The organism is Xanthomonas sp. NCPPB 3570, assembly GCF_056725115.1.
This window is the reverse complement of record NZ_CM161513.1, coordinates 3,732,632-3,756,321: the sequence shown is the minus strand read 5'-3', so window position 1 is coordinate 3,756,321 and position 23,690 is coordinate 3,732,632. Positions and strand designations below refer to the sequence as shown.

19 protein-coding genes and 1 riboswitch are annotated in these 23,690 nt (G+C 69.8%); of the genes, 12 read left to right on the top strand and 7 right to left on the bottom strand.

The features are described 5' to 3' along the window. Positions 1 to 4 precede the first annotated feature (4 nt). Positions 5 to 1,012: a ketol-acid reductoisomerase gene (ilvC, locus tag AC1PLR_RS16195; protein WP_010343386.1), complete on the bottom strand. Its 1,008-nt coding sequence runs from the start codon at positions 1,010 to 1,012 to the stop codon at positions 5 to 7. A gap of 489 nt (positions 1,013 to 1,501) precedes the next feature. Between ilvC and ggt the strand changes: the two genes are divergently transcribed. The 5 genes from ggt to AC1PLR_RS16170 all read left to right on the top strand — a co-directional run bounded on the left by ggt (position 1,502) and on the right by AC1PLR_RS16170 (position 8,906). Next, the gene (gene ggt, locus AC1PLR_RS16190; protein WP_481101647.1) at positions 1,502 to 3,223 is read left to right on the top strand and encodes a gamma-glutamyltransferase; all 1,722 of its coding nucleotides are present in this window, start codon (positions 1,502 to 1,504) and stop codon (positions 3,221 to 3,223) included. 253 nt (positions 3,224 to 3,476) lie between these two features. Then, entirely contained in the window at positions 3,477 to 5,333 is a 1,857-nt protein-coding gene (locus AC1PLR_RS16185) for a methyl-accepting chemotaxis protein (RefSeq protein ID WP_481101646.1), read from the top strand. A 217-nt stretch (positions 5,334 to 5,550) separates the two neighbouring features. Then, a riboswitch (TPP riboswitch) is annotated at positions 5,551 to 5,650 on the top strand. Between the two features lie 111 nt (positions 5,651 to 5,761). Then, on the top strand, positions 5,762 to 7,639 hold the full coding sequence (thiC, locus tag AC1PLR_RS16180) for a phosphomethylpyrimidine synthase ThiC (RefSeq protein WP_481101645.1): 1,878 nt from the start codon (positions 5,762 to 5,764) through the stop codon (positions 7,637 to 7,639). 112 nt (positions 7,640 to 7,751) lie between these two features. Next, a complete protein-coding gene (locus AC1PLR_RS16175; RefSeq protein ID WP_481101644.1) occupies positions 7,752 to 8,411 on the top strand; it encodes an ion channel in 660 nt (219 codons plus the stop codon). A 246-nt stretch (positions 8,412 to 8,657) separates the two neighbouring features. Further along, positions 8,658 to 8,906 carry a hypothetical protein gene (locus tag AC1PLR_RS16170; protein WP_481101643.1) on the top strand — a complete coding sequence of 83 codons (249 nt, stop codon included), beginning with the start codon at positions 8,658 to 8,660 and terminating at the stop codon, positions 8,904 to 8,906. Between the two features lie 345 nt (positions 8,907 to 9,251). Here AC1PLR_RS16170 and AC1PLR_RS16165 read toward each other — a convergent pair whose 3' ends face one another. Both AC1PLR_RS16165 and ppa read right to left on the bottom strand, forming a co-directional pair. Beyond that, complete coding sequence (locus tag AC1PLR_RS16165; RefSeq protein WP_010343377.1) at positions 9,252 to 10,367, bottom strand: HDOD domain-containing protein; 1,116 nt, start codon at positions 10,365 to 10,367, stop codon at positions 9,252 to 9,254. A 158-nt stretch (positions 10,368 to 10,525) separates the two neighbouring features. Continuing rightward, on the bottom strand, positions 10,526 to 11,059 hold the full coding sequence (gene ppa, locus AC1PLR_RS16160; RefSeq protein ID WP_010343376.1) for an inorganic diphosphatase: 534 nt from the start codon (positions 11,057 to 11,059) through the stop codon (positions 10,526 to 10,528). A 198-nt stretch (positions 11,060 to 11,257) separates the two neighbouring features. Here ppa and AC1PLR_RS16155 point away from each other — a divergent pair, with 198 nt between their 5' ends. Further along, positions 11,258 to 11,746 (top strand): hypothetical protein, encoded by a 489-nt coding sequence (locus AC1PLR_RS16155; protein ID WP_481101642.1) that lies wholly within the window; start codon positions 11,258 to 11,260, stop codon positions 11,744 to 11,746. Between the two features lie 58 nt (positions 11,747 to 11,804). Here AC1PLR_RS16155 and AC1PLR_RS16150 read toward each other — a convergent pair whose 3' ends face one another. Further along, the gene (locus AC1PLR_RS16150; RefSeq protein ID WP_017910504.1) at positions 11,805 to 13,832 is read right to left on the bottom strand and encodes a sodium-translocating pyrophosphatase; all 2,028 of its coding nucleotides are present in this window, start codon (positions 13,830 to 13,832) and stop codon (positions 11,805 to 11,807) included. Positions 13,833 to 14,090: 258 nt separating this feature from the next. Between AC1PLR_RS16150 and AC1PLR_RS16145 the strand changes: the two genes are divergently transcribed. Next, positions 14,091 to 14,630: a hypothetical protein gene (locus AC1PLR_RS16145; protein WP_481101641.1), complete on the top strand. Its 540-nt coding sequence runs from the start codon at positions 14,091 to 14,093 to the stop codon at positions 14,628 to 14,630. A 167-nt stretch (positions 14,631 to 14,797) separates the two neighbouring features. Here AC1PLR_RS16145 and AC1PLR_RS16140 read toward each other — a convergent pair whose 3' ends face one another. Together AC1PLR_RS16140 and AC1PLR_RS16135 are read right to left on the bottom strand one after the other, a co-directional pair. Further along, the gene (locus tag AC1PLR_RS16140) at positions 14,798 to 15,115 is read right to left on the bottom strand and encodes a DUF6434 domain-containing protein (protein WP_481101640.1); all 318 of its coding nucleotides are present in this window, start codon (positions 15,113 to 15,115) and stop codon (positions 14,798 to 14,800) included. Positions 15,116 to 15,305: 190 nt separating this feature from the next. Next, on the bottom strand, positions 15,306 to 16,562 hold the full coding sequence (locus AC1PLR_RS16135) for a 6-phosphofructokinase (RefSeq protein WP_481101639.1): 1,257 nt from the start codon (positions 16,560 to 16,562) through the stop codon (positions 15,306 to 15,308). Positions 16,563 to 16,707: 145 nt separating this feature from the next. On the opposite strand from AC1PLR_RS16135, the gene AC1PLR_RS16130 reads away from it, so the two are divergent. The 4 genes from AC1PLR_RS16130 (at position 16,708) to AC1PLR_RS16115 (ending at position 20,612) form a co-directional block, all read left to right on the top strand. Continuing rightward, positions 16,708 to 17,271 (top strand): adenylate kinase, encoded by a 564-nt coding sequence (locus AC1PLR_RS16130; RefSeq protein ID WP_209230549.1) that lies wholly within the window; start codon positions 16,708 to 16,710, stop codon positions 17,269 to 17,271. Positions 17,272 to 17,810: 539 nt separating this feature from the next. Continuing rightward, entirely contained in the window at positions 17,811 to 19,250 is a 1,440-nt protein-coding gene (mpl, locus tag AC1PLR_RS16125) for a UDP-N-acetylmuramate:L-alanyl-gamma-D-glutamyl-meso-diaminopimelate ligase (protein WP_481101638.1), read from the top strand. A 28-nt stretch (positions 19,251 to 19,278) separates the two neighbouring features. Next, on the top strand, positions 19,279 to 19,860 hold the full coding sequence (locus AC1PLR_RS16120; RefSeq protein WP_481101637.1) for an LON peptidase substrate-binding domain-containing protein: 582 nt from the start codon (positions 19,279 to 19,281) through the stop codon (positions 19,858 to 19,860). Positions 19,861 to 20,135: 275 nt separating this feature from the next. Then, positions 20,136 to 20,612: a protease inhibitor I42 family protein gene (locus AC1PLR_RS16115; protein WP_481101636.1), complete on the top strand. Its 477-nt coding sequence runs from the start codon at positions 20,136 to 20,138 to the stop codon at positions 20,610 to 20,612. A 59-nt stretch (positions 20,613 to 20,671) separates the two neighbouring features. Here AC1PLR_RS16115 and AC1PLR_RS16110 read toward each other — a convergent pair whose 3' ends face one another. Beyond that, positions 20,672 to 22,684, bottom strand: a complete 2,013-nt coding sequence (locus AC1PLR_RS16110; protein ID WP_481101635.1) for a bifunctional DedA family/phosphatase PAP2 family protein — start codon at positions 22,682 to 22,684, stop codon at positions 20,672 to 20,674. A 332-nt stretch (positions 22,685 to 23,016) separates the two neighbouring features. Here AC1PLR_RS16110 and AC1PLR_RS16105 point away from each other — a divergent pair, with 332 nt between their 5' ends. Next, positions 23,017 to 23,679: a serine/threonine-protein kinase gene (locus tag AC1PLR_RS16105; RefSeq protein WP_481101634.1), complete on the top strand. Its 663-nt coding sequence runs from the start codon at positions 23,017 to 23,019 to the stop codon at positions 23,677 to 23,679. Positions 23,680 to 23,690: the final 11 nt, after the last annotated feature.

Genomic DNA, 23,690 nt, shown 5'->3' with positions numbered 1-23,690 from the left:
CGGGTTACGCGGCCTTGGTGCCGCCGGCGGCCGGCGCGGCAGCGGCGTCGCCGTTGAGCCACACCATCTTGGCGCGCAGCTGCTTGCCGACCGTTTCGATCGGGTGGTCCAGGTCGGCCTGCTTGAACTTCTTGTAGTTCGGCAGGCCGGCGTCGTACTCGGCCACCCAGTTCTTGGTGAAGGTGCCGTTCTGGATGTCGGTCAGCACGTCGCGCATGCGCTCCTTGGTGGCCGCGTCGATCACCCGCGGGCCGCTGACGTAGTCGCCGTACTGCGCGGTCTCGGAGACGAACTCGAGCATGCGGGTGATGCCGCCTTCGTAGAACAGGTCGACGATCAGCTTCAGTTCGTGCAGCACTTCGTAATAGGCGATTTCCGGCTGGTAGCCGGCTTCCACCAGTACTTCGAAGCCGGCCTGCACCAGCGACGAGGCGCCGCCGCACAGCACCGCCTGCTCGCCGAACAGGTCGGTCTCGGTCTCTTCCTTGAAGGTCGTCTTGATCAGGTTGGCGCGCGCGCCGCCCAGGCCGGCGGCGTATTCCAGCGCGAACTGCTCGGCCTTGCCGCTCTTGTCCTGGTACACCGCCCAGATGCACGGCACGCCGCGGCCGATCTCGTACTCGCGGCGCACCAGCGCGCCCGGGCCCTTCGGCGCGACCAGCACCACGTCCAGGTCGGCGCGCGGCTTGATCATGTCGAAGTGCACGTTCAGGCCATGCGCGAACAGCAGGCAGGCGCCCTGCTTCATGTTCGGCGCCAGCACCTCTTCGTACAGCTTCTTCTGCACCATGTCCGGGGTCAGCACCGCGACCAGGTCGGCGTCCTTCACCGCCTCGGCGGGGCTCTTCACCACGAAGCCGTCGGCCTGCGCCTTGGCTTCGGTCGGGCCGCCGGCACGCAGGCCGATGGTGACGTCGAAGCCGGACTCGCGCAGGTTCAGCGCGTGCGCGCGGCCCTGGCTGCCGTAACCGACGATGGCGATCTTGGTGGTGGGCTGGGCGGAACTGGTCATGGGGCGGATGTCCTTGAACGGTGTTGGAGTGGAGAGGGGTCTTGCATTCGTGGTCACTGAAACGAAAAACCCCGCGCCGTTGCCGGTGCGGGGTCTGATCGAATCCTGGCTGCTTGTCGCTTACACGCCGGTTCGTCCCGCACTTGTGGGCGAGGTAATAAGCACGAGTACGAGGAGCGACGCGGCAGCGTCCGCGCGCAATGCGGCGGGCTGGTGGGTCGGCTTCGGGCGGGTGTGGCGCTGCAACATGCAGCGAGATAAACATGGGCTTTGCGCGACTGTCAACTGTGTCGCGGGCCCTTCTGCACGAATGTGCCGAAAGCCGCGCCAGCACTGCATGGTTACGCATGAAACGGAGGCGGCGCGGGCGGCGAATGGCGCCGACTGCGCGGAAATGCGGCGATTGCCAAGGGCGCGATGTGCACGCGTGCGCGGCGCCGCCCGCCGCACTCGGGTACGGTGGGCGTCCCTGTTTCCGGAGAGCCGCGCATGTCCGTCTCGCTTCCTTCCCTGGCGCGCCTGGCGCTGGCCCTGGCGCTGGCCACCTCGGTGCCGGCGCAGGCCGCCGACCGCATCACCGGCCAGCCGTTCGCGACCCGCTCGGAAGTGATCGCCCCGCACGCCATGGCCGCCACCTCGCAGCCGCTGGCCACACAGATCGCGCTGGAGACCATGCGTGAGGGCGGCTCGGCGGTCGATGCGGCGATCGCCGCCAACGCCGCGCTGGGGCTGATGGAGCCGACCGGCAACGGCGTCGGCGGCGACCTGTTCGCCATCGTCTGGGATCCGAAGACGCAGAAGCTGTACGGCTACAACGGCTCCGGCCGCTCGCCGAAGGCACTGACCCTGGCCGAGTTCCAGCGCCGCGGGCTGAAGGAAATCCCGGCCACCGGCCCGCTGCCGGTGTCGGTGCCCGGCGCGGTCGACGGCTGGTTCGCGCTGCACGAGCGCTTCGGGCGCAGGACGATGGCGCAGAACCTGGCGCCGGCGATCCGCTACGCCCGCGACGGCCATCCGGTGGCCGAGACCATCGCCTACTACTGGAACCTTTCGGTACCGCGGCTGTCGCAATACCCCGGCTTCAAGGAGCAGTTCACCGTCGACGGCCGCGCCCCGCGCAAGGGCGAGCTGTGGAAGAACCCGAACCTGGCCAACACCCTGCAGCAGATCGCCGACGGCGGCCGCGACGCGTTCTACAAGGGGCCGATCGCGCGCACCATCGATGCCTACTTCAAGGCCAATGGCGGTTTCCTGCGCTACGAGGACCTGGCCAGCCACCACGGCGAATGGGTCGAGCCGGTGTCCACCAACTACCGCGGCTACGATGTGTGGGAGCTGCCGCCCAACAGCCAGGGCATCGCCGCGCTGCAGATGCTCAACATCCTGGAAGGCTACGACTTCTCCAGGATTCCGTTCGGCTCGGCCGAGCACGTGCACCTGTTCACCGAGGCCAAGAAGCTGGCCTTCGCCGACCGCGCGCGCTTCTATGCCGACCCTGCGTTCCAGCCGGCGCCGCTGGCGCGGCTGATCTCCAAGGACTATGCCGCGCAGCGGCGCGCGCTGATCTCGATGGACCGCGCGCTGAAGGAGGTGCAGCCGGGCACGCCGAAGCAACTGGAGGAGGGCGACACCATCTACCTGACCGTCGCCGATGCCGACGGCATGATGGTGTCGCTGATCCAGTCCAACTACCGCGGCATGGGCAGCGGCATGGCGCCGCCGGGGCTGGGCTTCATCCTGCAGGATCGCGGCGAGATGTTCGTGCTGCAGAAGGACCATCCCAACGGCTACGCGCCGGGCAAGCGTCCGTTCCAGACCATCATCCCCGCGTTCGTGACCAAGAACGGCAAGCCGTGGCTGAGCTTCGGCGTGATGGGCGGCGCGATGCAGCCGCAGGGCCACGTGCAGATCCTGATGAACCTGATCGACTTCCACATGAACCTGCAGGAGGCCGGCGACGCGCCGCGGATCCAGCACGACGGCTCCACCGAGCCGACCGGGCAGGCCACCGCGATGCGCGACGGTGGCGAGCTGAACCTGGAGACCGGCTTTTCCTACGAGACGATCCGCGCGCTGATGCGCAAGGGCCACCGGGTGATCTTCGCCGACGGCCCGTATGGCGGCTACCAGGCGATCGCGCGCGACCCGGACAGCGGCGTGTACTACGGCGCCTCGGAGAGCCGCAAGGACGGGCAGGCCGCCGGTTATTGAGGAAACGCCGCAACTGGGCCCGGGACGCGGGGCCCGCAAAAGCGAGGGCGGCAGACACGACGCGATCCGGCCGCTACGTCCGGTTCGCGGCGCCAGGCGGCGATCGTGCGCCGCGCGGCCGCCGCCTCGGCGTGATGCCGCGGCGGGCGTCCTGGCCGACCGACCCATGATGGCGATCCCGTTTGCGCGTGCGACGGCTGCAACGCCAGGTGGGCGACCCGATACCATGGCCGCAGCACTGAGGAAGACGCCGATGGCCTTGTTCTCACGCAGTCCCGATGCCGACGCCGCGCCCGTTGCCGGTTTGCCGGATGCCCCGATCGCGCTGTTGCGGCTGGAGCCCGACGGTCGGGTGAGTGCCGCCAACCGTGCCGCCCTGGACCTGCTGGGCGTCCCGGCCGAAACGCTGCTCGGCGCCGCCAGCGAGGCGGTCTGGGGCTTGCCGCTGTCCGCCCTGGTCGACAGCGAAGGCAGTTGGCAGGCGCCGGGGGGCGATCCCGCGCGCCGCGTGCGCTACCAGCGCGACCGCGATCGTGGCGGCCAGGGCTGGCTGCTGTCGCTGCCGCATCCGGAAACCGCGGCACTGTTGCGCGACGTCGCGCTGCTCGGCGAGGGCCAGCCGCAGGGGGCGACCAGCCCGGCGCTGCAGGCGCTGGCGCAGCGGATCCAGGAGGGGGCGGTGGCGCAGGCGCTGCTGGATCGGGTCGGCGAGCGGCTGACCGGCTGCGATCTGGATCTGGGGCTGCAGACGCCGCTGTCGGCGCAGGAGACCGAGGCGATGCCGGGGCGGCGCCTGTCGGCCGGCTTCGGCAACCTGGCCGAGGCGATCCGCCAGGCGGTGGCGTTGTCGCTGCAGATCGCCGCCGACGTGCCGCACGTGGTCGCCGAGAACGACGAACTGGCGCGGCAGTCCCAGACCCAGCTGGATGCGCTGCAGACGGTGCTGGGCACCACCCGGCAGTTGCTGCAGAGCCTGCAGGAGACGGACCGCGATCTGCGCGCGGTGATCGCGGTGGCGGCCAGCGCCGACGACAGCGCCCGCCAGGGCGTGGAGGCGGCGCACAGCCTCGGCCAGGCGATGCAGGAGCTGGCGCGGCGTTCGGCGCGCGCCAACCAGGTCATCGAGGTGATCGATGCGGTCGCGTTCCAGACCAATATCCTCTCGATCAACGCCAGCATCGAAGCGGTGCATGCCGGTCCGGCCGGGCGCGGGTTCGCGGTGGTTGCCACCGAGATCCGGCAACTGGCCGACCGCGCCGCCACCGCGGCGCGCGACGTGCGCAGCATCATCGGCGAGACCGGTGCGGCGCTGCAGGACAGCGCCGCCTCGGCGCAGCGCACCGAACAGGTGCTGGGTGGCATCGGCGAGTTGCTCGGCCGCGCCAGTACGGCGATGGAGGCAGTGGCCGGCCGCATCGCCACGCAGAGCGGGGAGATCGGCGGCATCGGCCGCGCCGTGGAGCACGTGGTCGGGCTCAGTCGCAGCAATCTGCAGCACGCCGCGCAGGTGCTCCAGCGCAGCGCCGACCTGGCCGCCGGCAGCGAGACCCTGCACGATTGCGTGAACCTGTTCCGGCTGCCCGCCGATCCGATGCGGCAGCCACGGCATGCGCGCGTGCGCGATCTGGCCCAGGCGGCCGCGGTCAGCGTCGGCCTGGCCCTGGAGGCCGCACTGGCGCGCGGGCGGATCGGCGAGGATGCGCTGTTCTCCACCGAATACGTGCCGATCCCCGGCATCGACCCGCCCAAGTACCGCACCGCGTTCGATGCGTTGTGCGACGAGCTGTTGCCGCCGCTGCAGGAGCCGTTGCTGGCCGCGCATCCATGGATCGTGTTCGCGATCTGCGCCAACGTCGACGGCTATGTGCCGACCCACAATCTGCGCTTCAGCCAGCCGCTCAGCGGCGACCGCGCGCGCGACCTGGTCGGCAACCGCACCAAGCGCATCTTCGCCGACCGGGTCGGCCGCAACGTCGGCCGCCACACCGCGCCCTATCTGCTGCAGGTGTACCGGCGCGATACCGGGCAGATCCTGTTCGACCTGTCGGTGCCGGTGCATGTGCGCGGACGCCACTGGGGCGGCCTGCGTGTGGCCTACATGCTGGAATGAGCCATCGCCCGCGCGTCGGCAAAAAAATACCGCCAGCGGTGCCGGCGGCAATAGGAGAGAGAGCGTGGATTCTTGTCCGTCCAGCCTAGGCCGGCCGCGTGGTCGCGGTTTGTCGCTGGCGGCAATCTGCGTGGCGGCGCTGGCACATTGGCGCCGCGGCTGTGCTGGCGTTCAGCCCGCGCCGGTTGGCGGCCGGCGGCGGAAACGGGTCTAATAGCCGCAGAAGCGGGGGTACCGCGGCGCAGGCCGCGGTTGAGACAGTCCCTTCGAACCTGATCCGGCTGATACCGGCGTAGGGAAGCTTCGCAAGTCCGCTGTCGGCGCGTGCGCGTCCGTGGCGGGCCCGCGCCGCCGCTTCGTCCGAGATGCGAGTCCGCTCGCACCCGTCCCGCGTTCCCCCGCGGGTCACCCAACCAGGACGAACGCCGATGAACGCCGTACCCAACCCGCTGCAGCAGCAGACCGACACCTTGTCCGCGGCGGTGACCCGCCCGATCCCCGGTTCGCGCAAGATCTTCGTGCAGGGCTCGCGCGCCGACCTGCAGGTGCCGATGCGCGAGATCGCGCTGACCCGCACGCCCACCGTGTTCGGCGGCGAGGAGAACGCCCCCATCACCGTCTACGACACCTCCGGGCCCTACACCGACCCGCAGGCGCGGATCGATCTCGGCGCCGGCCTGGCGCCGCTGCGCGCGGCCTGGATCGCCGAGCGCGGCGACAGCGTGGCGCTGGCCGGGCTCAGTTCGCAGTTCGGCCGCGCGCGCGAGGACGATGCGCGCCTGCAGGCGGTGCGCTTCCCCGCACGGCGCCTGCCGCGGCGCGCCCGCGATGGCGCCAACGTCACCCAGATGCATTACGCGCGGCGCGGCATCGTCACCCCGGAAATGGAATTCGTGGCGATCCGCGAGAACCAGCGCCTGCAGGACCTGCACGATGCGCAACTGCGAATGCAGCATCACGGCGAGGCGTTCGGCGCCGCGATCCCACAGCAGATCACGCCCGAGTTCGTGCGCGACGAGATCGCCCGCGGCCGCGCCATCCTGCCGTGCAACATCAACCATCCGGAAAGCGAGCCGATGATCATCGGCCGCAACTTCCTGACCAAGATCAACGCCAACATCGGCAACAGCGCGGTCAGTTCCGGCATCGCCGAGGAAGTGGAGAAACTGGTGTGGGCGATCCGCTGGGGCGGGGACACGGTGATGGACCTGTCCACCGGCAAGCACATCCACGAGACCCGCGAATGGATCGTGCGCAATTCGCCGGTACCGATCGGCACCGTGCCGATCTACCAGGCGCTGGAGAAGGTGGACGGCCGCGCCGAGGAACTGACCTGGGAGATCTTTCGCGACATCCTGATCGAGCAGGCCGAACAAGGCGTGGACTACTTCACCATCCATGCCGGCGTGCTGCTGCGCTACGTGCCGCTGACCGCAAAACGCGTCACCGGCATCGTCTCGCGCGGCGGCTCGATCCTGGCCAAGTGGTGCCTGGCGCATCATCGCGAGAACTTCCTCTACACCCACTTCGAAGAGATCTGCGAGATCATGAAGGCCTACGACGTGGCCTTCTCGCTCGGCGACGGGCTGCGCCCGGGCTGCATCGCCGACGCCAACGACGCCGCCCAGTTCGGCGAACTGGAGACGCTGGGCGAGTTGACCAAGATCGCCTGGAAGCACGACGTGCAGACCATGATCGAAGGCCCCGGCCACGTGCCGATGCAGTTGATCAAGCAGAACATGGACAAGCAGCTGCGTGAGTGCGGCGAGGCGCCGTTCTACACGCTGGGGCCGCTGACCACCGACATCGCCCCGGGTTACGACCACATCACCTCGGCGATCGGCGCGGCGATGATCGGCTGGTTCGGTACCGCGATGCTGTGCTACGTCACGCCGAAGGAGCATCTGGGCCTGCCCAACCGCGCCGACGTGCGCGACGGCATCATGGCCTACAAGATCGCCGCGCACGCCGCGGACCTGGCCAAGGGCCATCCGGGCGCGCAGGTGCGCGACAACGCCTTGTCCAAGGCGCGCTTCGAGTTCCGCTGGGACGATCAGTTCCATCTCGGCCTGGATCCGGAGAGGGCGCGCGAGTTCCACGACGAGACCTTGCCCAAGGACGCGCACAAGCTGGCGCACTTCTGTTCGATGTGCGGGCCGCACTTCTGCTCGATGAAGATCACCCAGGACGTGCGCGACTACGCCGCCGAACACGGGGTCGACGCGGAGACCGCGCTGCAGGCCGGCATGGCGGAAAAATCGGCGCAGTTCCTAGAGGCCGGCGCGCAGGTGTACCGCGCCGAGTGACCTGTGGCGGTCGGCACGTGTCCGCACGCGCCGGCCGGCATCTTCGGTCGTGACGACGGCGCCATGCACACGCCCGTCTATCATGCGCGCTGGTCGCCACAGGGAATGTCCCATGCTGCGCTATGCGTTCGCGCTGCGTCGCCATCCGTCCGCGCTGCTGCTTGGCGTGCAGTTGCTGGGCGTGCTGCTGTATCCCTGGATGGAGGACACGGCCGCCGGGCGCGCGCTGTTCGGTGCGTTCGGCATCGTGGTGCTGTCGCTGGCGCTCTGGGTGGTCAACCGCGGACCCACGGCGCTGTGGATCGCCTGTTGCCTGGCGCTGCCGTCGGTGGCGCTGTCGATCGCCGCGGCCCTGCTCGGCAATCCGGCGATGACCGCGTGGGCGCAATTGCTGGAAAGCCTGTTGTACTTCTATACCGCCGGCAGCCTGATCGCCTACATGCTGCAGGACCATGTGGTCACCCGCGACGAACTGTATGCCGCAGGTGCCACCTTCACCTTGCTGGCCTGGGCCTTCGCGTTCGTCTTCGCGGTGTGCCAGCAATGGTGGCCGGGCAGCTTCACCGCGGCCGTGGACGCGTCCTCGCCACGGAGCTGGATGGAGTTGCTGTACTTGAGCTTCAGCGTGCTCTCCGGCGTGGGCCTGAGCGACGTGGTGCCGGTGCAACCGTTCGCGCGGGCGCTGGTGATGCTCGAGCAGTTCGCAGGGGTGATGTACATCGCCCTGGTGGTATCGCGGCTGATTGGGCTGAGCGTCACGCGCAAGTTGTGAAGCGCTCAATGTGGTGAACTAGGCCATTCCCTTTGCGCGAGGCCTTTGCGGCTGGCGCGCTGCGATGCGTCGGTGTACATCCGATCCTGGCCAAGACCGGCCACCGCTTGGTGGCTCCGATGCAGTTTTGATGCGGGCTGTTGCTGGCTGGTGCTGGTCGTGTGGTGGTGGTCCGCGCGCGGCCCGGTGGCGCCTGTCGATAGCGCCGAACAGGAGTGTGTGCTGGACGACCCTCAAGCGCGTGTATTGGCGATCACCGCCCTGTCCGTGTTCAAGTTGGAGCAGGCACTGTCTCCGAACGGCACGCAAGTCGCGTATGTCGCACGCATTGACGGCAGCGATCGCACGCCGTTGCTGGTGCCGCCGCGCGGCGCGGCCGCCGGCAGTACCGCGCGGTGCTCGCTGGGCGTCCGTGCCCGCGGCGAGTCCGACCGCCTGCCCGATGGCGCATGCATCGCCTTCGCCCGGCTCGGCATGAACCGGCAATACGGGTGATGCTGGTGCAGTCCGAAGAACGCACGCCTGCAAGCGAGGTCACGCTTCGACGAGAGTGCATCGTTCATTTTTAGGCTGGTGTGCCGATGGTATTCGCTAGCAGGAACCGGCGCGTGGCAGGGTGGCGTCATGTGTTGGATCTGGGCAGCGAAAGCTGAACAACCTTGGACTATGCGGTCGTCGTTGGCGATTTCGATTATGCGCCGCGCCATCCCGGCAGTGGCGCAGCCGACGCGCTGTGCAGGAGCTACGCAGGGCGCATCTACCGCGCTGTTGAACGTCTGACGGTGCATGGAGCCTTCGGTCGGCGCACGCGGCAGCAGGCCGCGCGCGCCACGGTCGGGCTCAGGCCGAAGTCAGCCCCATCAGGTTTTCGGCGTGTTCGCGCCAGGTCGGCAGCTTGCTCAGCATGCCGGTCTTGGACAGGTACTCCTCGTCCACCTCCGAGCCGCTGGCCAGGGCCATCGCCACGTGTACCGCGCCGGTGACCCAGAAGCTGCGGGTGCTGGAGCGCTGCGGCTGGCGATGGAAGGCCACCGCCTCGATGATCGGCATCGGCAGGCCCCACAGGCCGAGCAGGTAGGCACCGGCCTCGGCGTGACCCGGCCGGGCGTCGTCGGCATCGACGGGCGGCTCGCGCTCGTCGCGCACGCCCGGCAGCAACAGGCCGATGTCGGCCAGCAGCGCCGCGGTCGAGCCCAGCTCGACGCTGGACGCCGGCAGCATCTTCGCGGCCAGCTTGGACGCCAGCAGCGAGCGCTGCTGCAGCGCGTTGCGCTCGGCGTTGGACAGCGCCTGCACTGAGAACACTTCGCTGGCCAGGACCAGGTCGCGCAGGGTGGCGGTGCCCAGCCGGGTGACGGCGGTGCGCAGGTCGGAAATGGTGCGGCCGTTGGAGAAGAACGCCGAATTGCACAGCTGCAGCACCTTGGCCGCAATCGCCGGGTCGGCCGAGACCAGCTTGGCCAGGTCGGCGGCGTTGCTGCCTTCGTCCTGCTCCAGCGCGTGCATCAGGCTCAGGTACAGATGCGGGGGCGAGGGCAGCTTCTCGATGCGGCCGATGCTGGAGCGCAGGCGCGGGTTGCCCAGCAGTTCCTGCAGTTCTTCCAGGCTGGTGACCGCCTCCAGCAGCATCTCCGGCGACAGCGGCAGCGGCAGGAACCGATGCGCCACGCCGATGATCCGCGCCGGCGGCGCGCGGTTGCTCTGTTCGGCCTCGATCAGCGCGATGCGGATGGTTTCCGGGCTCAGCGTGCGGATCTGGCCGAGCAGGGTGGCAGTGGTCAGGTCCGGCAGCGTCGGCGCGGCGATCACCGCATCCAGGCGCACGGTGGCTGCCGCGGCGATCGCGGCATTGCCGTCGGCGACGCTCTGGACCTGCCAATCGTCGCCCAGATCGCGAATGTATTCAGTGACTTCGGACGGAAGGCTGGCTTCGTCGCCGACGAACAGGATGCGCAAGAGACTGTCCCCCAAGAAGAGCCGGATCGCGGACGGACCGGGCTCGGTGATGCCATGACGCAATGTACCGCAAACCCCGGAGCGCGGCGCCCCGGCAACGGCAAAACGTGAAACGGGTCAGCCACGGCGGGGCAGCCGCCCCGCCACGGCCGCGCGGCTCAGGCGCCGGCTTCGTAACGGGTCACGGACTCGCGCAGGATGCGCTTGGCTTCCTCGGCGTTGCCCCAGCCGTCGAGCTTGACCCACTTGCCCTTCTCCAGGTCCTTGTAGTGCTCGAAGAAGTGGCCGATGCGCTCCATCCAGTGGCCGGACACCTGGGTGATGTCCTCAATGTGCGCGTAGCCCTGGAACACCTTGGCCACCGGCACCGCCAGGATCTTCTCGTCGCTGCCGGCCTCGTCGCTCATCTTCAGCACGCCGACCGGGCGGCAGCGCACCACGCAGCCCGGCACCAGCGGCAGCGGCAGCACCACCAGCACGTCGGCCGGGTCGCCGTCGCCGCACAGGGTGTTGGGCACGTAGCCGTAGTTGCAGGGGTAACGCATCGGGGTGGAGAGGATGCGGTCGACGAAGATGGCGCCGCTGGCCTTGTCCACTTCGTACTTGACCGGCTCGGAATCCTTGGGGATTTCGATGACGACGTTGATTTCTTCCGGCAGGTTCTTGCCGGAGGTGACCAGTTCCAGACCCATGCGCTAGCTCCAGTGGAGTGGCTTCTAAAGAGGCAGGCATTCTAGTCGGTTGGCTGTTGCAATGCAGCGCACGGCGAATCGGAGGATTCCTACAGCGGTTTCGGACTCCATACCGGCCCGCATGGGGCGCATTCCGATGGTGCGGGTCCTCGGGGGCGGCGACCCTGTGGTCACTGTCCCCCATCAAGGAGCAAGACGATGAACGGAATCCGGCGATCGATATGGCCGCTACTGGCGGTGCTGATCCTGGCCTGCGGCGCTGCGCAGGCGCAGCAGGCGGCGCCTGCGTATGTGGATGCGATGGACTACCCAGCGCCCGGCGAAGGCTGGGAGGCGTTCGCCGACCTGGAGCGACGGCTGGCATACGACTTCGACCAGTTGTGCGGCGACACCTTCTGCGAAGGCGACTACAGCGACTACCGGCCGCTGCGCTATCGCTGCTCGGTGCGCCAGCGCGACGGTGTGATCGGCGAGTGCCTCTGGAGCTTCGCCGCCAGCGAGGCCAGCGTCGACCCGGACACCGGCCAGGTGGTGGTCGATGCGCGGCTGTGGCACTGCCGCACGCCGTTGCAACCGCAGACCCGGTTGCACGCGCTGTACGCGGCGCTGACGGGCGAACGGCCGCTGTTCGCGCCGCTGCCGCACAGCGAGCGCAGCATCAACGACGGCCTGATCGACTGCCTGTAGCCACGACGCGCATGCGCAGCGGGCGCAGGCATGTCGCCGGCGCCCGCTGTCCCTGCAGCTACAGCAGCGGCACCAGCAGCAGCGCCACGATGTTGATGATCTTGATCAGCGGATTGATCGCCGGCCCGGCCGTGTCCTTGTACGGATCGCCGACGGTGTCGCCGGTCACCGCGGCCTTGTGCGCCTCGCTGCCCTTGCCGCCGAAATGGCCGTCCTCGATGTACTTTTTGGCGTTGTCCCAGGCGCCGCCGCCGGTGGTCATCGAGATCGCCACGAACAGGCCGGTGACGATGGTGCCGATCAGCAGGCCGCCGAGCGCGCGTGGGCCCAGCAGCAGGCCGACCACGATCGGCACCGCCACCGGCAGTAGCGACGGCACGATCATTTCGCGGATCGCCGAGCGGGTCAGCATGTCCACCGCGCGGTCGTATTGCGGCTTGCCGGTGCCCTGCATGATGCCGGCGATCTCGCGGAACTGCCGCCGCACTTCCTCCACCACGGCGCCGGCGGCGCGGCCCACCGCTTCCATCGCCATCGCGCCGAACAGGTAGGGGATCAGGCCGCCGATCAGCAGGCCGATGATCACCGTGTGGTCGGACAGGTCGAAGGCGAAGGTCTCGGTGGGATGCGCGGCGCGCAGGTTGTGGGTGTAGTCGGCGAACAGCACCAGCGCCGCCAGGGCCGCCGAGCCGATCGCATAGCCCTTGGTCACCGCCTTGGTGGTGTTGCCGACCGCATCCAGCGGGTCGGTGACCGCGCGCACCTCCGGCGGCAGTTCCGCCATCTCGGCGATGCCGCCGGCGTTGTCGGTGATCGGGCCGTAGGCGTCCAGCGCCACGATCATGCCGGCCATCGACAGCATCGCGGTGGCGGCGATGGCGATGCCGTACAGACCCGACAGCGCGAACGCGCCCCAGATCGCCGCGCACACCGCGATCACCGGCAGCGCAGTGGATTTCATCGAGATGCCGAGCCCGGCGATGATGTTGGTGCCGTGGCCGGTGGTCGAGGCCTGCGCCACATGCTGCACCGGCTTGTACTGTGTGCCGGTGTAGTACTCGGTGATCCACACGATCAGCCCGGTCAGCGCCAGGCCGATCAGCGCGCAGCCGTAGAGCTTGCCGGCACCGGCGGCGGTGTCGCCCATCAGTTGCTGGGTCACCGGCCAGAACGCCAGCGCCGCCAGCACCGCCGAGACCACCACGCCCTTGTACAGCGCGCCCATGATCGAGCCGCCGGGGCGCACGCGCACGAAGAAGGTACCGACGATCGAGGCGACGATCGACACTCCGCCCAGCACCAGCGGATACAGCACCGCGTTGCGCCCGGCCTCGGCGGCCATCAGCCCGCCCAGCAGCATCGTCGCGATCACCGTGACCGCGTAGGTCTCGAACAGGTCGGCGGCCATGCCGGCGCAGTCGCCGACGTTGTCGCCGACGTTGTCGGCGATCACCGCCGGGTTGCGCGGGTCGTCCTCGGGAATGCCGGCCTCGACCTTGCCGACCAGGTCCGCGCCGACGTCGGCGCCCTTGGTGAAGATGCCGCCGCCCAGGCGCGCGAAGATCGAGATCAGCGAACTGCCGAAGGCCAAGCCGACCAGCGCATGCAGGCTATCGCCGACGCTGTGGCCCAGCCACTGCAGCAGGCCGTAGTAGCCGGCCACGCCGATCAGGCCCAGCCCCACCACCAGCATGCCGGTGATCGCGCCGCCGCGGAACGCCACCGCCATGGCTGGCGCCAGCCCGCGCCGCGCCGCCTCGGCGGTGCGCACGTTGGCCCGCACCGACAGGTTCATGCCGATGTAGCCGGCGACCCCGGACAGCACCGCGCCGATCGCAAAGCCCCCGGCGGTGTACCAACTCAGGAACACGCCGACCAGCACCAGCAGCACCGCGCCGGCGATGGCGATGGTCAGGTATTGGCGGTTGAGGTAGGCGCGGGCGCCTTCCTGGATCGCATCGGCGATCTGCCGCATGCGTTCGTTGCCGGCGGGTTGCGCCAGGATCCAGCGCGTGGAGACGATGCCGTAGAGCACCGCCAGGGCCGCGCACGCCAGTGCCACGGTGACCGCATATCGTTCCAGCATGACCCCTCCCAAGGATGTGGATGGCGCCCAAGCGCTGGACATACCGAGGGATCACACCGTAGGAGCTGAAGCATGCAACGACTCCGCGGCCACAACGCGCGCCGCTGGTGCGTATCGCAATGTCATCTGGCCTGGACGTGGGCGAGTATGCGCCTGGCTCGGTGACGCCGCCAGCGACCCGGCAGGGCATCGCAGTTTTGGCGTCCGGTTCAGTCTGCGCATGGCAGCGTGGCGCATCGCTTCCCAGGATGCCCTCCGATGCACACGACGCTTTCCCCAAGGCTGCGCGCACGCGCTTCGATCCTGGCCATCGCCCTGTGCGCGCTGGCGCCGTTGGCCGCGGCGGCTGCCGATCCGACCCCCGAATTGCAGCGCCCGGCCAGCGCGCCGCAGGCGGTCGGGGTGGTGCACACCATTCGCCAGATCCCCGAGGCCTGCGTGCGCTTCGAGGGCGAATACACCGGCGATGCGGCGCAGCCCTACCGGTTCTCCGCGGTGCGCAGCAGCCCCACCTGCCAGCCGCGCGCCAGGCTGGTCGAGTTCGACCAGGCCAAGCCCGGCGAGGCCACCGGCTGGAAGTTCAACGACCTGATCCGCGTGCCCAGCGCGGCCTGTCCCTCGCAGCAGGCGGTGGTGCGGGTGTGGCGCAAGCCGGTCGCGCTGAACACCGAGCGCGATGGCCAGGGCCAGTCGCGGATCTATCTGGAGGAGGCCAAGCAGCAGGCGGCCGCCGGCAAGGTCGCGCAGGTGCCGCAGTTCACCGCGCAGATGACCGTGGAGGGCAAGGCCTGCCGCTGAGTGTGCGGCTTGGATGACAGCCTCGCCCGTGTCGCCTGCCGCGCGGCACGGGCCGCAGGTTTGCATGACGGTGGCGGACCTGTCGTGTCACGCGCACACATGGCACATGCGCGCCATCGGCGCCTGCGTAAACCGGTGCCCTGGGACATGCGCGCGGCTGTCTCGCGCTACTTGACTGTCGCCGACCCATCGCCTGCGGCGTGCGCGACAGGCGACGCCATATCAGGCGCAGATGTGCTGGTATGCCGCCGTCGCCATTCGTCGGCGACATCGCCCATGGTCTTGGCGACGCCATTGCGGATCCATGCCATGAACGCGCGATCGAAGGTGAAGCCGTCGCCGCATGCCGCAACGAGAAAACGACGCACGTTCTGCGTGTTGCGGTAGCCTCCATCCACCGGCGTCGCGCGCGTGATCGTGTCGCTGTGCCAATCGAAGTGCATGTGGTTGGACGCGCTGGTCGTATCTTCGTGCGTGTCGCGCATCCTGGTTGTCCCGTCTTCTCGGAAGCTCCGGACACTCCGGCATCGGCGCCGGAGGCGCCGGCGCTGTGCACCCTCTTGTCGTGTCCCTCGAGCGTCACGCGCAGCGCCTGCGGACGCCGGCGCGCATGGCGCCATGCCGCGCGCGACGGCATGCGCCGAGATGACGCCATGACGATCCTGCGCCGCGCTGTCAGCCCTCCCAGGCCGGCAGCTTCTTCTTCACCGCCACGTTCTTCAACGCCACGTACTTGGGCAGGCCATCCGTGCCGTAGGGCAGCGGCGCCTCGCCGCGGATCAGCGGCTGCAGGTAACGGCGCGCCTTCTCGGTGATGCCGAAGCCGTCCTTGCGCAGGAAGCCGGCGGGCATCTTCTTCTCGTGGTTGGCGACCTTGGCCAGTGGCGCCGCCTCGATCTTCCAGCGGTAGGGCGCATCGCTGCTGCGCACGATCGCCGGCATCACCGCGTTCATGCCCTTCAGCGCGAACTGCACCGCGGCCTTGCCGACGGCCTGCGCCTGCTCCCAATCGGTACGCGAGGCGAGGTGGCGGGCCGAACGCTGCAGGTAGTCGGGCAGGGTCCAATGCACCTTGTAGCCGAGTTCGGCCTTGACCTTGCCGGCCAGGTAGGACGCCACGCCGCCGAGCTGGCTGTGCCCGAACGCATCGGTGCCGCCGCCGGCATCGGCGACGAAGCGCCCGTCGGCGGTCTGGATGCCCTCGCTGGCCACGACCACGCACCAGCCAACCTTGTCCACCACCTTGCGCACCTGCGCCAGGAAGGCGGCTTCGTCGTAGGCACGCTCGGGGAACAGGATGATCTGCGGCGCGTCGTCCGGCGATTGCGCGGCCAGCCCGGCGGCGGCGGCCAGCCAGCCGGCATGGCGGCCCATGGCTTCGTAGACAAATACCTTGGTCGAGGTCTCGGCCATCGCCGCCACGTCCAGCGCCGCCTCGCGCACCGACACCGCGGTGTACTTGGCCGCCGAGCCGAAGCCCGGGCAGGTGTCGGTGACCGCCAGGTCGTTGTCGATGGTCTTGGGCACGCCGATGCAGTGCAGCGGGTAGCCGAATGCCTGCGCCAGCTGCGACACCTTCCACGCGGTGTCGGCCGAATCGTTGCCGCCGTTGTAGAGGAAGTAGCGCACGTCGTGCGCCTGCAGCACCTGCAGCAGGCGCTCGTACTTGGCGCGGTCGGCCTCCAGCGACTTGAGCTTGTAGCGGCACGAGCCGAACGCGCCGCCGGGGGTGTGGGCCAGCGCGGCGATGGCCGCCGTCGACTCCTTGGAGGTGTCGATCAGGTCCTCGCGCAGCGCGCCGAGGATGCCGTTGCGCGCGGCCAGCACCTTGACCTTGCGCGCCCGCGCTTCGCCGATGACGGCGGCGGCGCTGGCGTTGATGACGGCGGTGACGCCGCCGGACTGGGCGTACAGCAGGGTGCCTTGGGCCATGGTCGGGGTTCGCTCCTGGGGTGGGGACATTGCCGGGACATTGCCCGGATGCGGTAAGCTGGGGATCTAGCGGTGCAGCGCAGGCGTGGCCCCCGAGTCTAACGCCGCCGGCCGCGCACGGTACTTTCCTCGAGGAGTCAGGTTGATGCGATTGGTTCTGTTGGGACCGCCCGGATCGGGCAAGGGCACGCAGGCGGCCCGCCTGAAGGACAAGCTGCAGATCCCGCACATTTCCACCGGCGATCTGCTGCGCGCCGAAGTCGCCGCCGGCACCCCGCTGGGTGTGCAGGCCAAGGAAGTGATGGCGCGTGGCGACCTGGTCTCCGACGACATCCTGCTGGGCATGCTCGAATCGCGCCTTGGCCGCGACGACGTCGCCAACGGTTTCATCCTGGACGGTTACCCGCGCAACCTGGCGCAGGCCTCGGCGCTGGACGACCTGCTGGCCAAGATCGGCCAGCCGCTGGACGCGGTGGTGCAGCTGGACGTGGCCAACGAGCTGCTGGTCGAGCGCATCGCCGGCCGCGCCAAGGCCGAAGGCCGCGAGGACGACAACCCCGAGTCGGTGCGCAAGCGCCTGCAGGTCTACACCGATTCGACCGCGCCGGTGATCGGCTTCTACGACAAGCGCGGCACGCTGGCGCGGGTCGATGGCGTCGGCTCGCTGGACGAGGTGCTCGCCCGCATCCTGGCGGCGATCGGCCGCTGAGGCAGCCCGGCACGCCGGCGCCCGCAGCGGGCGCCGGTCGTGCAGATGGCGCGGGATCCCGGACAGTTGCGCGTCTCCCAGTCACGACGCGCAGCACCCGTAGGAGCGGCTTCAGCCGCGACGGGCTTTACCGGAAATGCGCATCGCGTCTGAAGCCGCTCCTACGACGATAAGGACATGTCCCGCGGCGCCGCGGCGCAGCGAGTGACCGGCCGTGGGCGCGCATGCCGCTCGCCATGGGGCCGGGGTCGATAAAAAAAGTGCCAGCGAACGGGCTTGCTCAGGGCCCCACGACATGAGCTCCCTTGGGGATGGTCTCTTGGGGAGTAGAACCACAGGGTGTCGAGGCTGGCCCGTTCATTCTCGGCGTCGGCTCCCGACTTGCCTATCGGGGACTTTCCTCAGCGGATGTGGGGGATTCCCTACTTGACGGCATCGCGCCTCGATTGCCCCGGATCGGCCCCGCGGCCCGCCTGCTGCGGCCAACGGCCGCGCCTGCGCCGGTTTGCGTGCGTCGGGGGATCGGCGACAATCGGGCCATGAGCAAGATCCATATTCTCGGCATCGCCGGTACGTTCATGGGCGGTGTCGCCGCGCTGGCGCGCGAACTCGGCCATGCGGTCGAGGGCAGCGACCAGGCGATCTACCCGCCGATGTCCACGCAGCTGGAACACCTGGGCATCGCGCTGAAGCAGGGCTACCTGCCCGAGCACATCGCCGCGGATTGCGATCAGGTGATCGTCGGCAACGCGCTGTCGCGCGGCAACGCGGCGGTGGAGGCGGTGCTCGACGCCGGGCGCGCCTACACCTCCGGCGCGCAATGGCTGAGCGAGCAGGTGCTGCCGGGGCGCGACACCCTGGCGGTGGCCGGCACCCACGGCAAGACCACCACCACCAGCATCCTGACCTGGCTGCTGCAGGCGGCCGGGCGCGAGCCGGGCTTTCTGATCGGCGGCGTGGCCGAGGATTTCGGCGTGTCCGCGCGGCTGGGGCGTGCGGCTGCCGCACCCGCAGCCGGCGCTGCGCGCCAGCTTCTCCCGGAGGGAGAAGGACGTCAGGGGCCGGCCCTGGCGGGCCGGCCGCTGTTTGTGGTCGAGGCCGACGAGTACGACACCGCGTTCTTCGACAAGCGCAGCAAGTTCGTGCATTACCGGCCGCTGGTGGCGATCCTCAACAACCTCGAGTACGACCACGCCGACATCTTCCCTGACGTCGCCGCGATCCAGCGCCAGTTCCACCACTTGGTGCGGACGGTGCCGCACCGCGGCCGGCTGATCGTCAACGGCGAGGACGCGCACCTGCGCGAGGTGCTGGCGATGGGCTGCTGGACCCCGGTGGAACGCTTCGGCTTCGATCCGGCCTTCGAGTGGAGCGCACGCCTGCTCGCCGCCGACGGCAGCCGTTTCGCGGTGCTGCATCAGGGCCGCGAACTGGGCGAGGTGGACTGGCCGCTGCTCGGCCGCCACAACGTGATGAACGCGCTGGCCGCGCTGGCCGCCGCCCATGCGGTGGGCGTGGCGCCGGCGCAGGTGATGCCGGCGCTGGCGCGCTTCCGCAGCGTCAAGCGGCGCCTGGAAGTGCTCGGCCAGGCGCAGGGCATCACCGTGTATGACGACTTCGCCCATCATCCCACCGCCATCCGCACCACCCTGGAGGGCCTGCGCGCCAAGGTCGGCGCGGCGCGCATCGTGGTGGCGATGGAGCCGCGCAGCAATTCGATGCGGCTGGGCGCGCATGCTGAGGCGCTGGCGCCGTCTTTGGAGGCCGCCGACGCGGTGGTGTTCCTGCAGCGGCCGGAGCTGGTCTGGGATGCGGGCAAGGTGATCGCCGCGGTGCGCGGCGAGGCCTGCGCGGCGGCCGACGTGGACGGCTTGCTGGCCGCGCTGCAGGCGCAGGCGCGCGCCGGCGACCATGTGGTGTTCATGTCCAACGGCGGCTTCGACGGCGCGCCGCGCCGCTTCCTGGCCGCGCTGCAATGAGCGCTGCCGGGCACGGCGGAGCCGGCGCATGAGCGGGCAGCGGACCACGCTGCCGCTGTTCCCGCTGCACGCGGTGCTGCTGCCCGGCGCCTCGATCAAGCTGCGGGTGTTCGAGCGCCGCTACCTGGACCTGGTCCGCGAATGCGGGCGCACCGACAGCGGCTTCGGCGTATGCCTGATCCTGGACGGCAGCGAGACCGGTGCCCCGGCGGTGCCGGCGGCGTTCGGCACCGAAGCGCGCATCGTCGATTTCGATGTCGGCGCCGATGGCGTGCTGGTGCTGAGCCTGCGCGGCGCGCGGCGCTTCCACGTGCTGCGCAGCCGGGTCCGCGACAACGGCCTGGTGGTCGGCGACGTGGAATGGCGCGAGGCCGATGGCGACGACGAACTGCGCCCGCAGCACGCGCTGTTGGCGACGGTACTCGACAGCATTCTCGATCAGGCCGCCGCGGTGTATCCGCTGGCCGGTCCGCGCCAGCTCGACCAGGCCGCCTGGGTCGGCTGGCGCATGGCCGAACTGCTGCCGCTGGACGAACGCCAGCGCCTGTCGCTGCTGCAGGAAGACGACCCGCACGCGCGGCTGGATCAGTTGCTGGCCTGGATTCCTTGAGCGAGGCAGGCGAGGGCGGCCGCGCCGTCCTGGTCGGCATGCGGAACACGGCGGCCGGCATCGGCGCGGCCGAGTGCCCCCAGCAACCACGATCGCCGCGCGCTGCACTCGCGCGGCGGCCAGGGCTCCGACCCGCGCCCTGCATATGGCATTCAGCGCGCCGCTAGCAGGCGCAGGCCACGCTTGGCAGCGATCGGCGGCCGCGCCCGGCTGCCGGCAACGGCATCCCGCCCTGGCGGCCTGACGTCCTGTCCACGCACGATCGAGGACTTCGTATGAAGCGTTCCTTCCTGCTGTTGTTGCTGTCCGCTGGCGGCTGTCTGAGCCTGCCGGCCATCGCCGCCGAGCCGGCGGCCAAGGCCCCTGGCGCTGCGGGCCAGGCCGATTGCGCGCGCGGCTCCATCGCCCTGGTCACCGGCAATGCCGATCAGGTGTCGCCGACGACCTGCCTGACGCCGTCGATGAAGCCGTTCGCGCTGCAGCGCGGGCAACTGTTCGCCATCACCCTCACCGAGAACGGCTCGACCGGTAGCGCCTGGGCCTTGCGCAGCCTGCCCGCGCCGCTGTCGCTGCTCGACATCGAGCATGCACCGGGCACGGCCTGCGCCACGGGCCGCATGGGCTGCCCCAGCACCGTCACCTACACCTTCAAGGCCACCGATCACGGTGGCGGCACGATCGATCTCATCTACTCCCGGCACTGGGAAGATCGCGCCACCGACTCGCGTTCGATCCTGGTCGAGGTGAAGTAGCCGCCACCACTGCCTGCAGTCGCAGGCAGGACGGCGCTGCGCCGGCGCGCCGCCGCCACTCAGGGCGACGGCGGCGCCTCGCCGTCGCTGCGCACCAGCAACACCGGGATCTGGCTGCGACGGTGCATGTCCTTGCGCGTGGGCAGCGCGTGCAACGCCTCGGTCACGGCGTTGAGCGCCGGATCGGCACCGCGCAGCGGTCGCCACAGCCCGATCAGATTGAAGTGACGCTCGTAGCGCAGGCTCTGCGCGCTGCCCAGCCACAGCGGCACGTTGCCCGGCTGCAGGCGCGCCGGCGCCGGCCACAGGCGCAGCGCGTACAGCTCGTCCGGATTCGGACCGGGGCGCAGCATCAGCAGCGACTCGACGCGCGTGTCCAGCGTCGCCGGCAGCACCGGCACCTGCGCCGGCGTGGCCTTGTAGTCGAGCAACTGCAGCGCCTGTTGCCAGCCGGCCTGCGGCTGCACGCGCCAGCCGGCCGCTTCGAGCTGGCGCTGCAGCGGCGCCAGCGATCCGGCCACCTGGATGTCCAGCGGCCAGCGCTGGTCGTCGTCGAACTCGTTGCGCCGCGATGGCAATTGCCGCCAGTCGTGCTGCCACCAGGCCGCATCCGCCAGCTGCGTCACCTGCGGCGGCGGCGGTTCGAACTTGGCCAGCTTGCGTTCCAGCTGGCGCGGCGCGTACCACAGCGCGGCGATCGCGAAGCCGCCATAGAACAGCCAGGCCAGCGGCTTCATCCAGAACCCGCGGTTGAAGCGGCGGCGGTAGGCGATGCCCAGCACCAGCAGCCAGAAGATGCCGAACAGCATGCCGCCGACCACGTCGCTGAGCCAGTGCGCGCCCAGGTACAGGCGGGCGAAGCCGATCAGGGTCACCACCGCGCCGGACAGCAGATACGGCCACACCCGCGAGCGCCCCGGCAGTTCGCGCGCGATCAGCACCGCGAAGAAACCGAAACTGATCGTGGCCATGGTCACCGCCACCGACGGAAAGCCGAAACCGCTGCTGGCCGCAGGCGGCCGCACCACGTGCACCGTGGTGCCGAGCAGCTTGGTCAGGGCCAGGCCGAACGCCAGTGCCGCCAGCCAGTGCGCCGCGGCCATCCAGCGCCGGCGCCAGGCCAGGTACAGCAGGCCCAATGCGGTCGGCGGCAGCAGCACCTGCCAGTCGCCCAGCGAGGCCAGCGCGGTCATCGGGTAGTCGGCCAGCGGGTTGCGCAAGGCCAGCATCAGGTCGTGCACCGCCAGGTCCAGGCGCAGCGGCTCGCCGTGCGCCACCACCACCATCAGCAGCGCGAACCAGCCCCAGCCCAGCGCCAGCAGCATCACCGCCAGCATCGCCAGCGGCACCGACTCGCGCCGCTGCGGATCGAACACCGCGATCGAATAGCGGCCCAGCACCGGATGCCGGCGCGACCAGTCCAGGCCGCGCGCCAGCAGTGCGTCCATGTGCCCGGCCGACCAGCGGTAGCCATACAGCACGATCGCCCACACCAGGCCCAGCGCCAGCGCCAGCAGGCCCACCACCAGGAACAGGCGCCCGGCGACCGCGGCCACCGCGTCGTAGGCCTGGCCCAACAGCCAGCCCGGCCCGAGGAACAGCAGTGCCCAGGTCACCGCGGCCACGCTGCTGGGCAGCAGGTAGCGCCGCAGCGGCATCTTCATCATGCCCGCCACCGCCGGCACGAACGGCCGGATGGCGCCGACGTAGCGCGCCACCAGGATGCTCTTGAAAGCGTTGCGACGGAACATCGCCTCGCCGCGGTCGAGCAGCTGCGGGTAGCGCTTGAACGGCCAGTAGTTGCGCAACTGATGGCCCCAGCGGTAGCCGACCCAGTAGCTGACCGCATCGCCGATCAGTGCGCCGAGCGCGGCGCTGATCACCGCATACGGGCCGGAGATCTGGCCCAGGCCGATCAGCACGCCGATCGCGAACAGCAGCGGCAGCGCCGGCACCAGCGTGCCGAGGATGATGACCGCATCGCAGAACGCGATGGCGAAGATGACCGCGCCGGCCAGGATGGGGTGTGCTGCGATCCACTCCAGCGTGGCATCGGTCCATGAGGCATTCATCGGGCAAGTATAGAGGGAGCGTGATGACGGTCCGTTAGCGCTGGCGATGCCGAGTCGGGCGAGCGCCCTTGCAGCACCGGGCTGCCCGGCGCCTGGTTTGGTGCGGGCGCATTGTGGGCGCGATCCCAGACTGCGCCGGTCCAATCCGCGCCGAGGAGCGCGGGGCCGTGCGTGGATCCGCCGCAGTCCAGCGCGACGCGCCGATCCAGCGGTGCGGCCTGCCGTCGGGTGGAGCGCGACGCGCAGCTGACCAGCGCCGGAGCAGGCGCCTGCCTGGCGGGGGCGGTGTGTGCGGACCGGCCAAACCGCGTCGCACGCTCTACACTGGCCGGATGCCTGCCCCCGCTCCCCGCACCGTCCAGATCCTCAAGGCCGACAGCTTCGGCCGCATCCTGCTGCTGGGCGAGGGCGACGCGCGTTTCGTCCGCCGCGACCTCACTGCCTCGCCGTGGTGGCTGCGGCTGCCGGCGTGGTGGCTGGCGCGGCGCGAGGCGCTCGCCCTGCGGCAACTGGACGGCATGGCGGCAACGCCGCAATTGCGCGGCTGGGACGGCACCTTCCTGGACCGCAGTTACCTGGACGGCGCGGCGATGTACCAGCGGCCGCCGCGCGGCGACCTGGCGTATTTCCGCGCCGCGCGGCGCCTGCTGCAGCAGGTGCATCGGCGCGGCGTGGCGCACAACGACCTGGCCAAGGAAGCGAACTGGCTGGTGCTGGCAGACGGCAGCCCGGCACTGATCGACTTCCAGCTCGCCGTGCGCGGCGCGCCGCGCTCGCGCTGGATGCGCCTGCTGGCGCGCGAGGATTTGCGCCACTTGCTCAAGCACAAGCGCATGTACTGCGCGCACGCGCTCACTCCGATCGAGCGGCGCCTGCTCAAGCGCCATTCCTGGGTGCGCGAACTGTGGTTCGCCAGCGGTAAGCCGGTCTATCGCTTCGTCACCCGGCGCCTGCTCAAGTGGGAAGACAACGAGGGGCAGGGGCCGAAGCCCTGAAAGGCCGGGAG

Coding starts and splice junctions, on each gene's coding strand:
- ilvC (WP_010343386.1), bottom strand. CDS start 1,012: ATGACCAGTTCCGCCCAGCCCACCACCAAGATCGCCATCGTCGGTTAC.
- ggt (WP_481101647.1), top strand. CDS start 1,502: ATGTCCGTCTCGCTTCCTTCCCTGGCGCGCCTGGCGCTGGCCCTGGCG.
- AC1PLR_RS16185 (WP_481101646.1), top strand. CDS start 3,477: ATGGCCTTGTTCTCACGCAGTCCCGATGCCGACGCCGCGCCCGTTGCC.
- thiC (WP_481101645.1), top strand. CDS start 5,762: ATGAACGCCGTACCCAACCCGCTGCAGCAGCAGACCGACACCTTGTCC.
- AC1PLR_RS16175 (WP_481101644.1), top strand. CDS start 7,752: ATGCTGCGCTATGCGTTCGCGCTGCGTCGCCATCCGTCCGCGCTGCTG.
- ppa (WP_010343376.1), bottom strand. CDS start 11,059: ATGGGTCTGGAACTGGTCACCTCCGGCAAGAACCTGCCGGAAGAAATC.
- AC1PLR_RS16155 (WP_481101642.1), top strand. CDS start 11,258: ATGAACGGAATCCGGCGATCGATATGGCCGCTACTGGCGGTGCTGATC.
- AC1PLR_RS16150 (WP_017910504.1), bottom strand. CDS start 13,832: ATGCTGGAACGATATGCGGTCACCGTGGCACTGGCGTGCGCGGCCCTG.
- AC1PLR_RS16145 (WP_481101641.1), top strand. CDS start 14,091: ATGCACACGACGCTTTCCCCAAGGCTGCGCGCACGCGCTTCGATCCTG.
- AC1PLR_RS16140 (WP_481101640.1), bottom strand. CDS start 15,115: ATGCGCGACACGCACGAAGATACGACCAGCGCGTCCAACCACATGCAC.
- AC1PLR_RS16135 (WP_481101639.1), bottom strand. CDS start 16,562: ATGGCCCAAGGCACCCTGCTGTACGCCCAGTCCGGCGGCGTCACCGCC.
- AC1PLR_RS16130 (WP_209230549.1), top strand. CDS start 16,708: ATGCGATTGGTTCTGTTGGGACCGCCCGGATCGGGCAAGGGCACGCAG.
- mpl (WP_481101638.1), top strand. CDS start 17,811: ATGAGCAAGATCCATATTCTCGGCATCGCCGGTACGTTCATGGGCGGT.
- AC1PLR_RS16120 (WP_481101637.1), top strand. CDS start 19,279: ATGAGCGGGCAGCGGACCACGCTGCCGCTGTTCCCGCTGCACGCGGTG.
- AC1PLR_RS16115 (WP_481101636.1), top strand. CDS start 20,136: ATGAAGCGTTCCTTCCTGCTGTTGTTGCTGTCCGCTGGCGGCTGTCTG.
- AC1PLR_RS16110 (WP_481101635.1), bottom strand. CDS start 22,684: ATGAATGCCTCATGGACCGATGCCACGCTGGAGTGGATCGCAGCACAC.
- AC1PLR_RS16105 (WP_481101634.1), top strand. CDS start 23,017: ATGCCTGCCCCCGCTCCCCGCACCGTCCAGATCCTCAAGGCCGACAGC.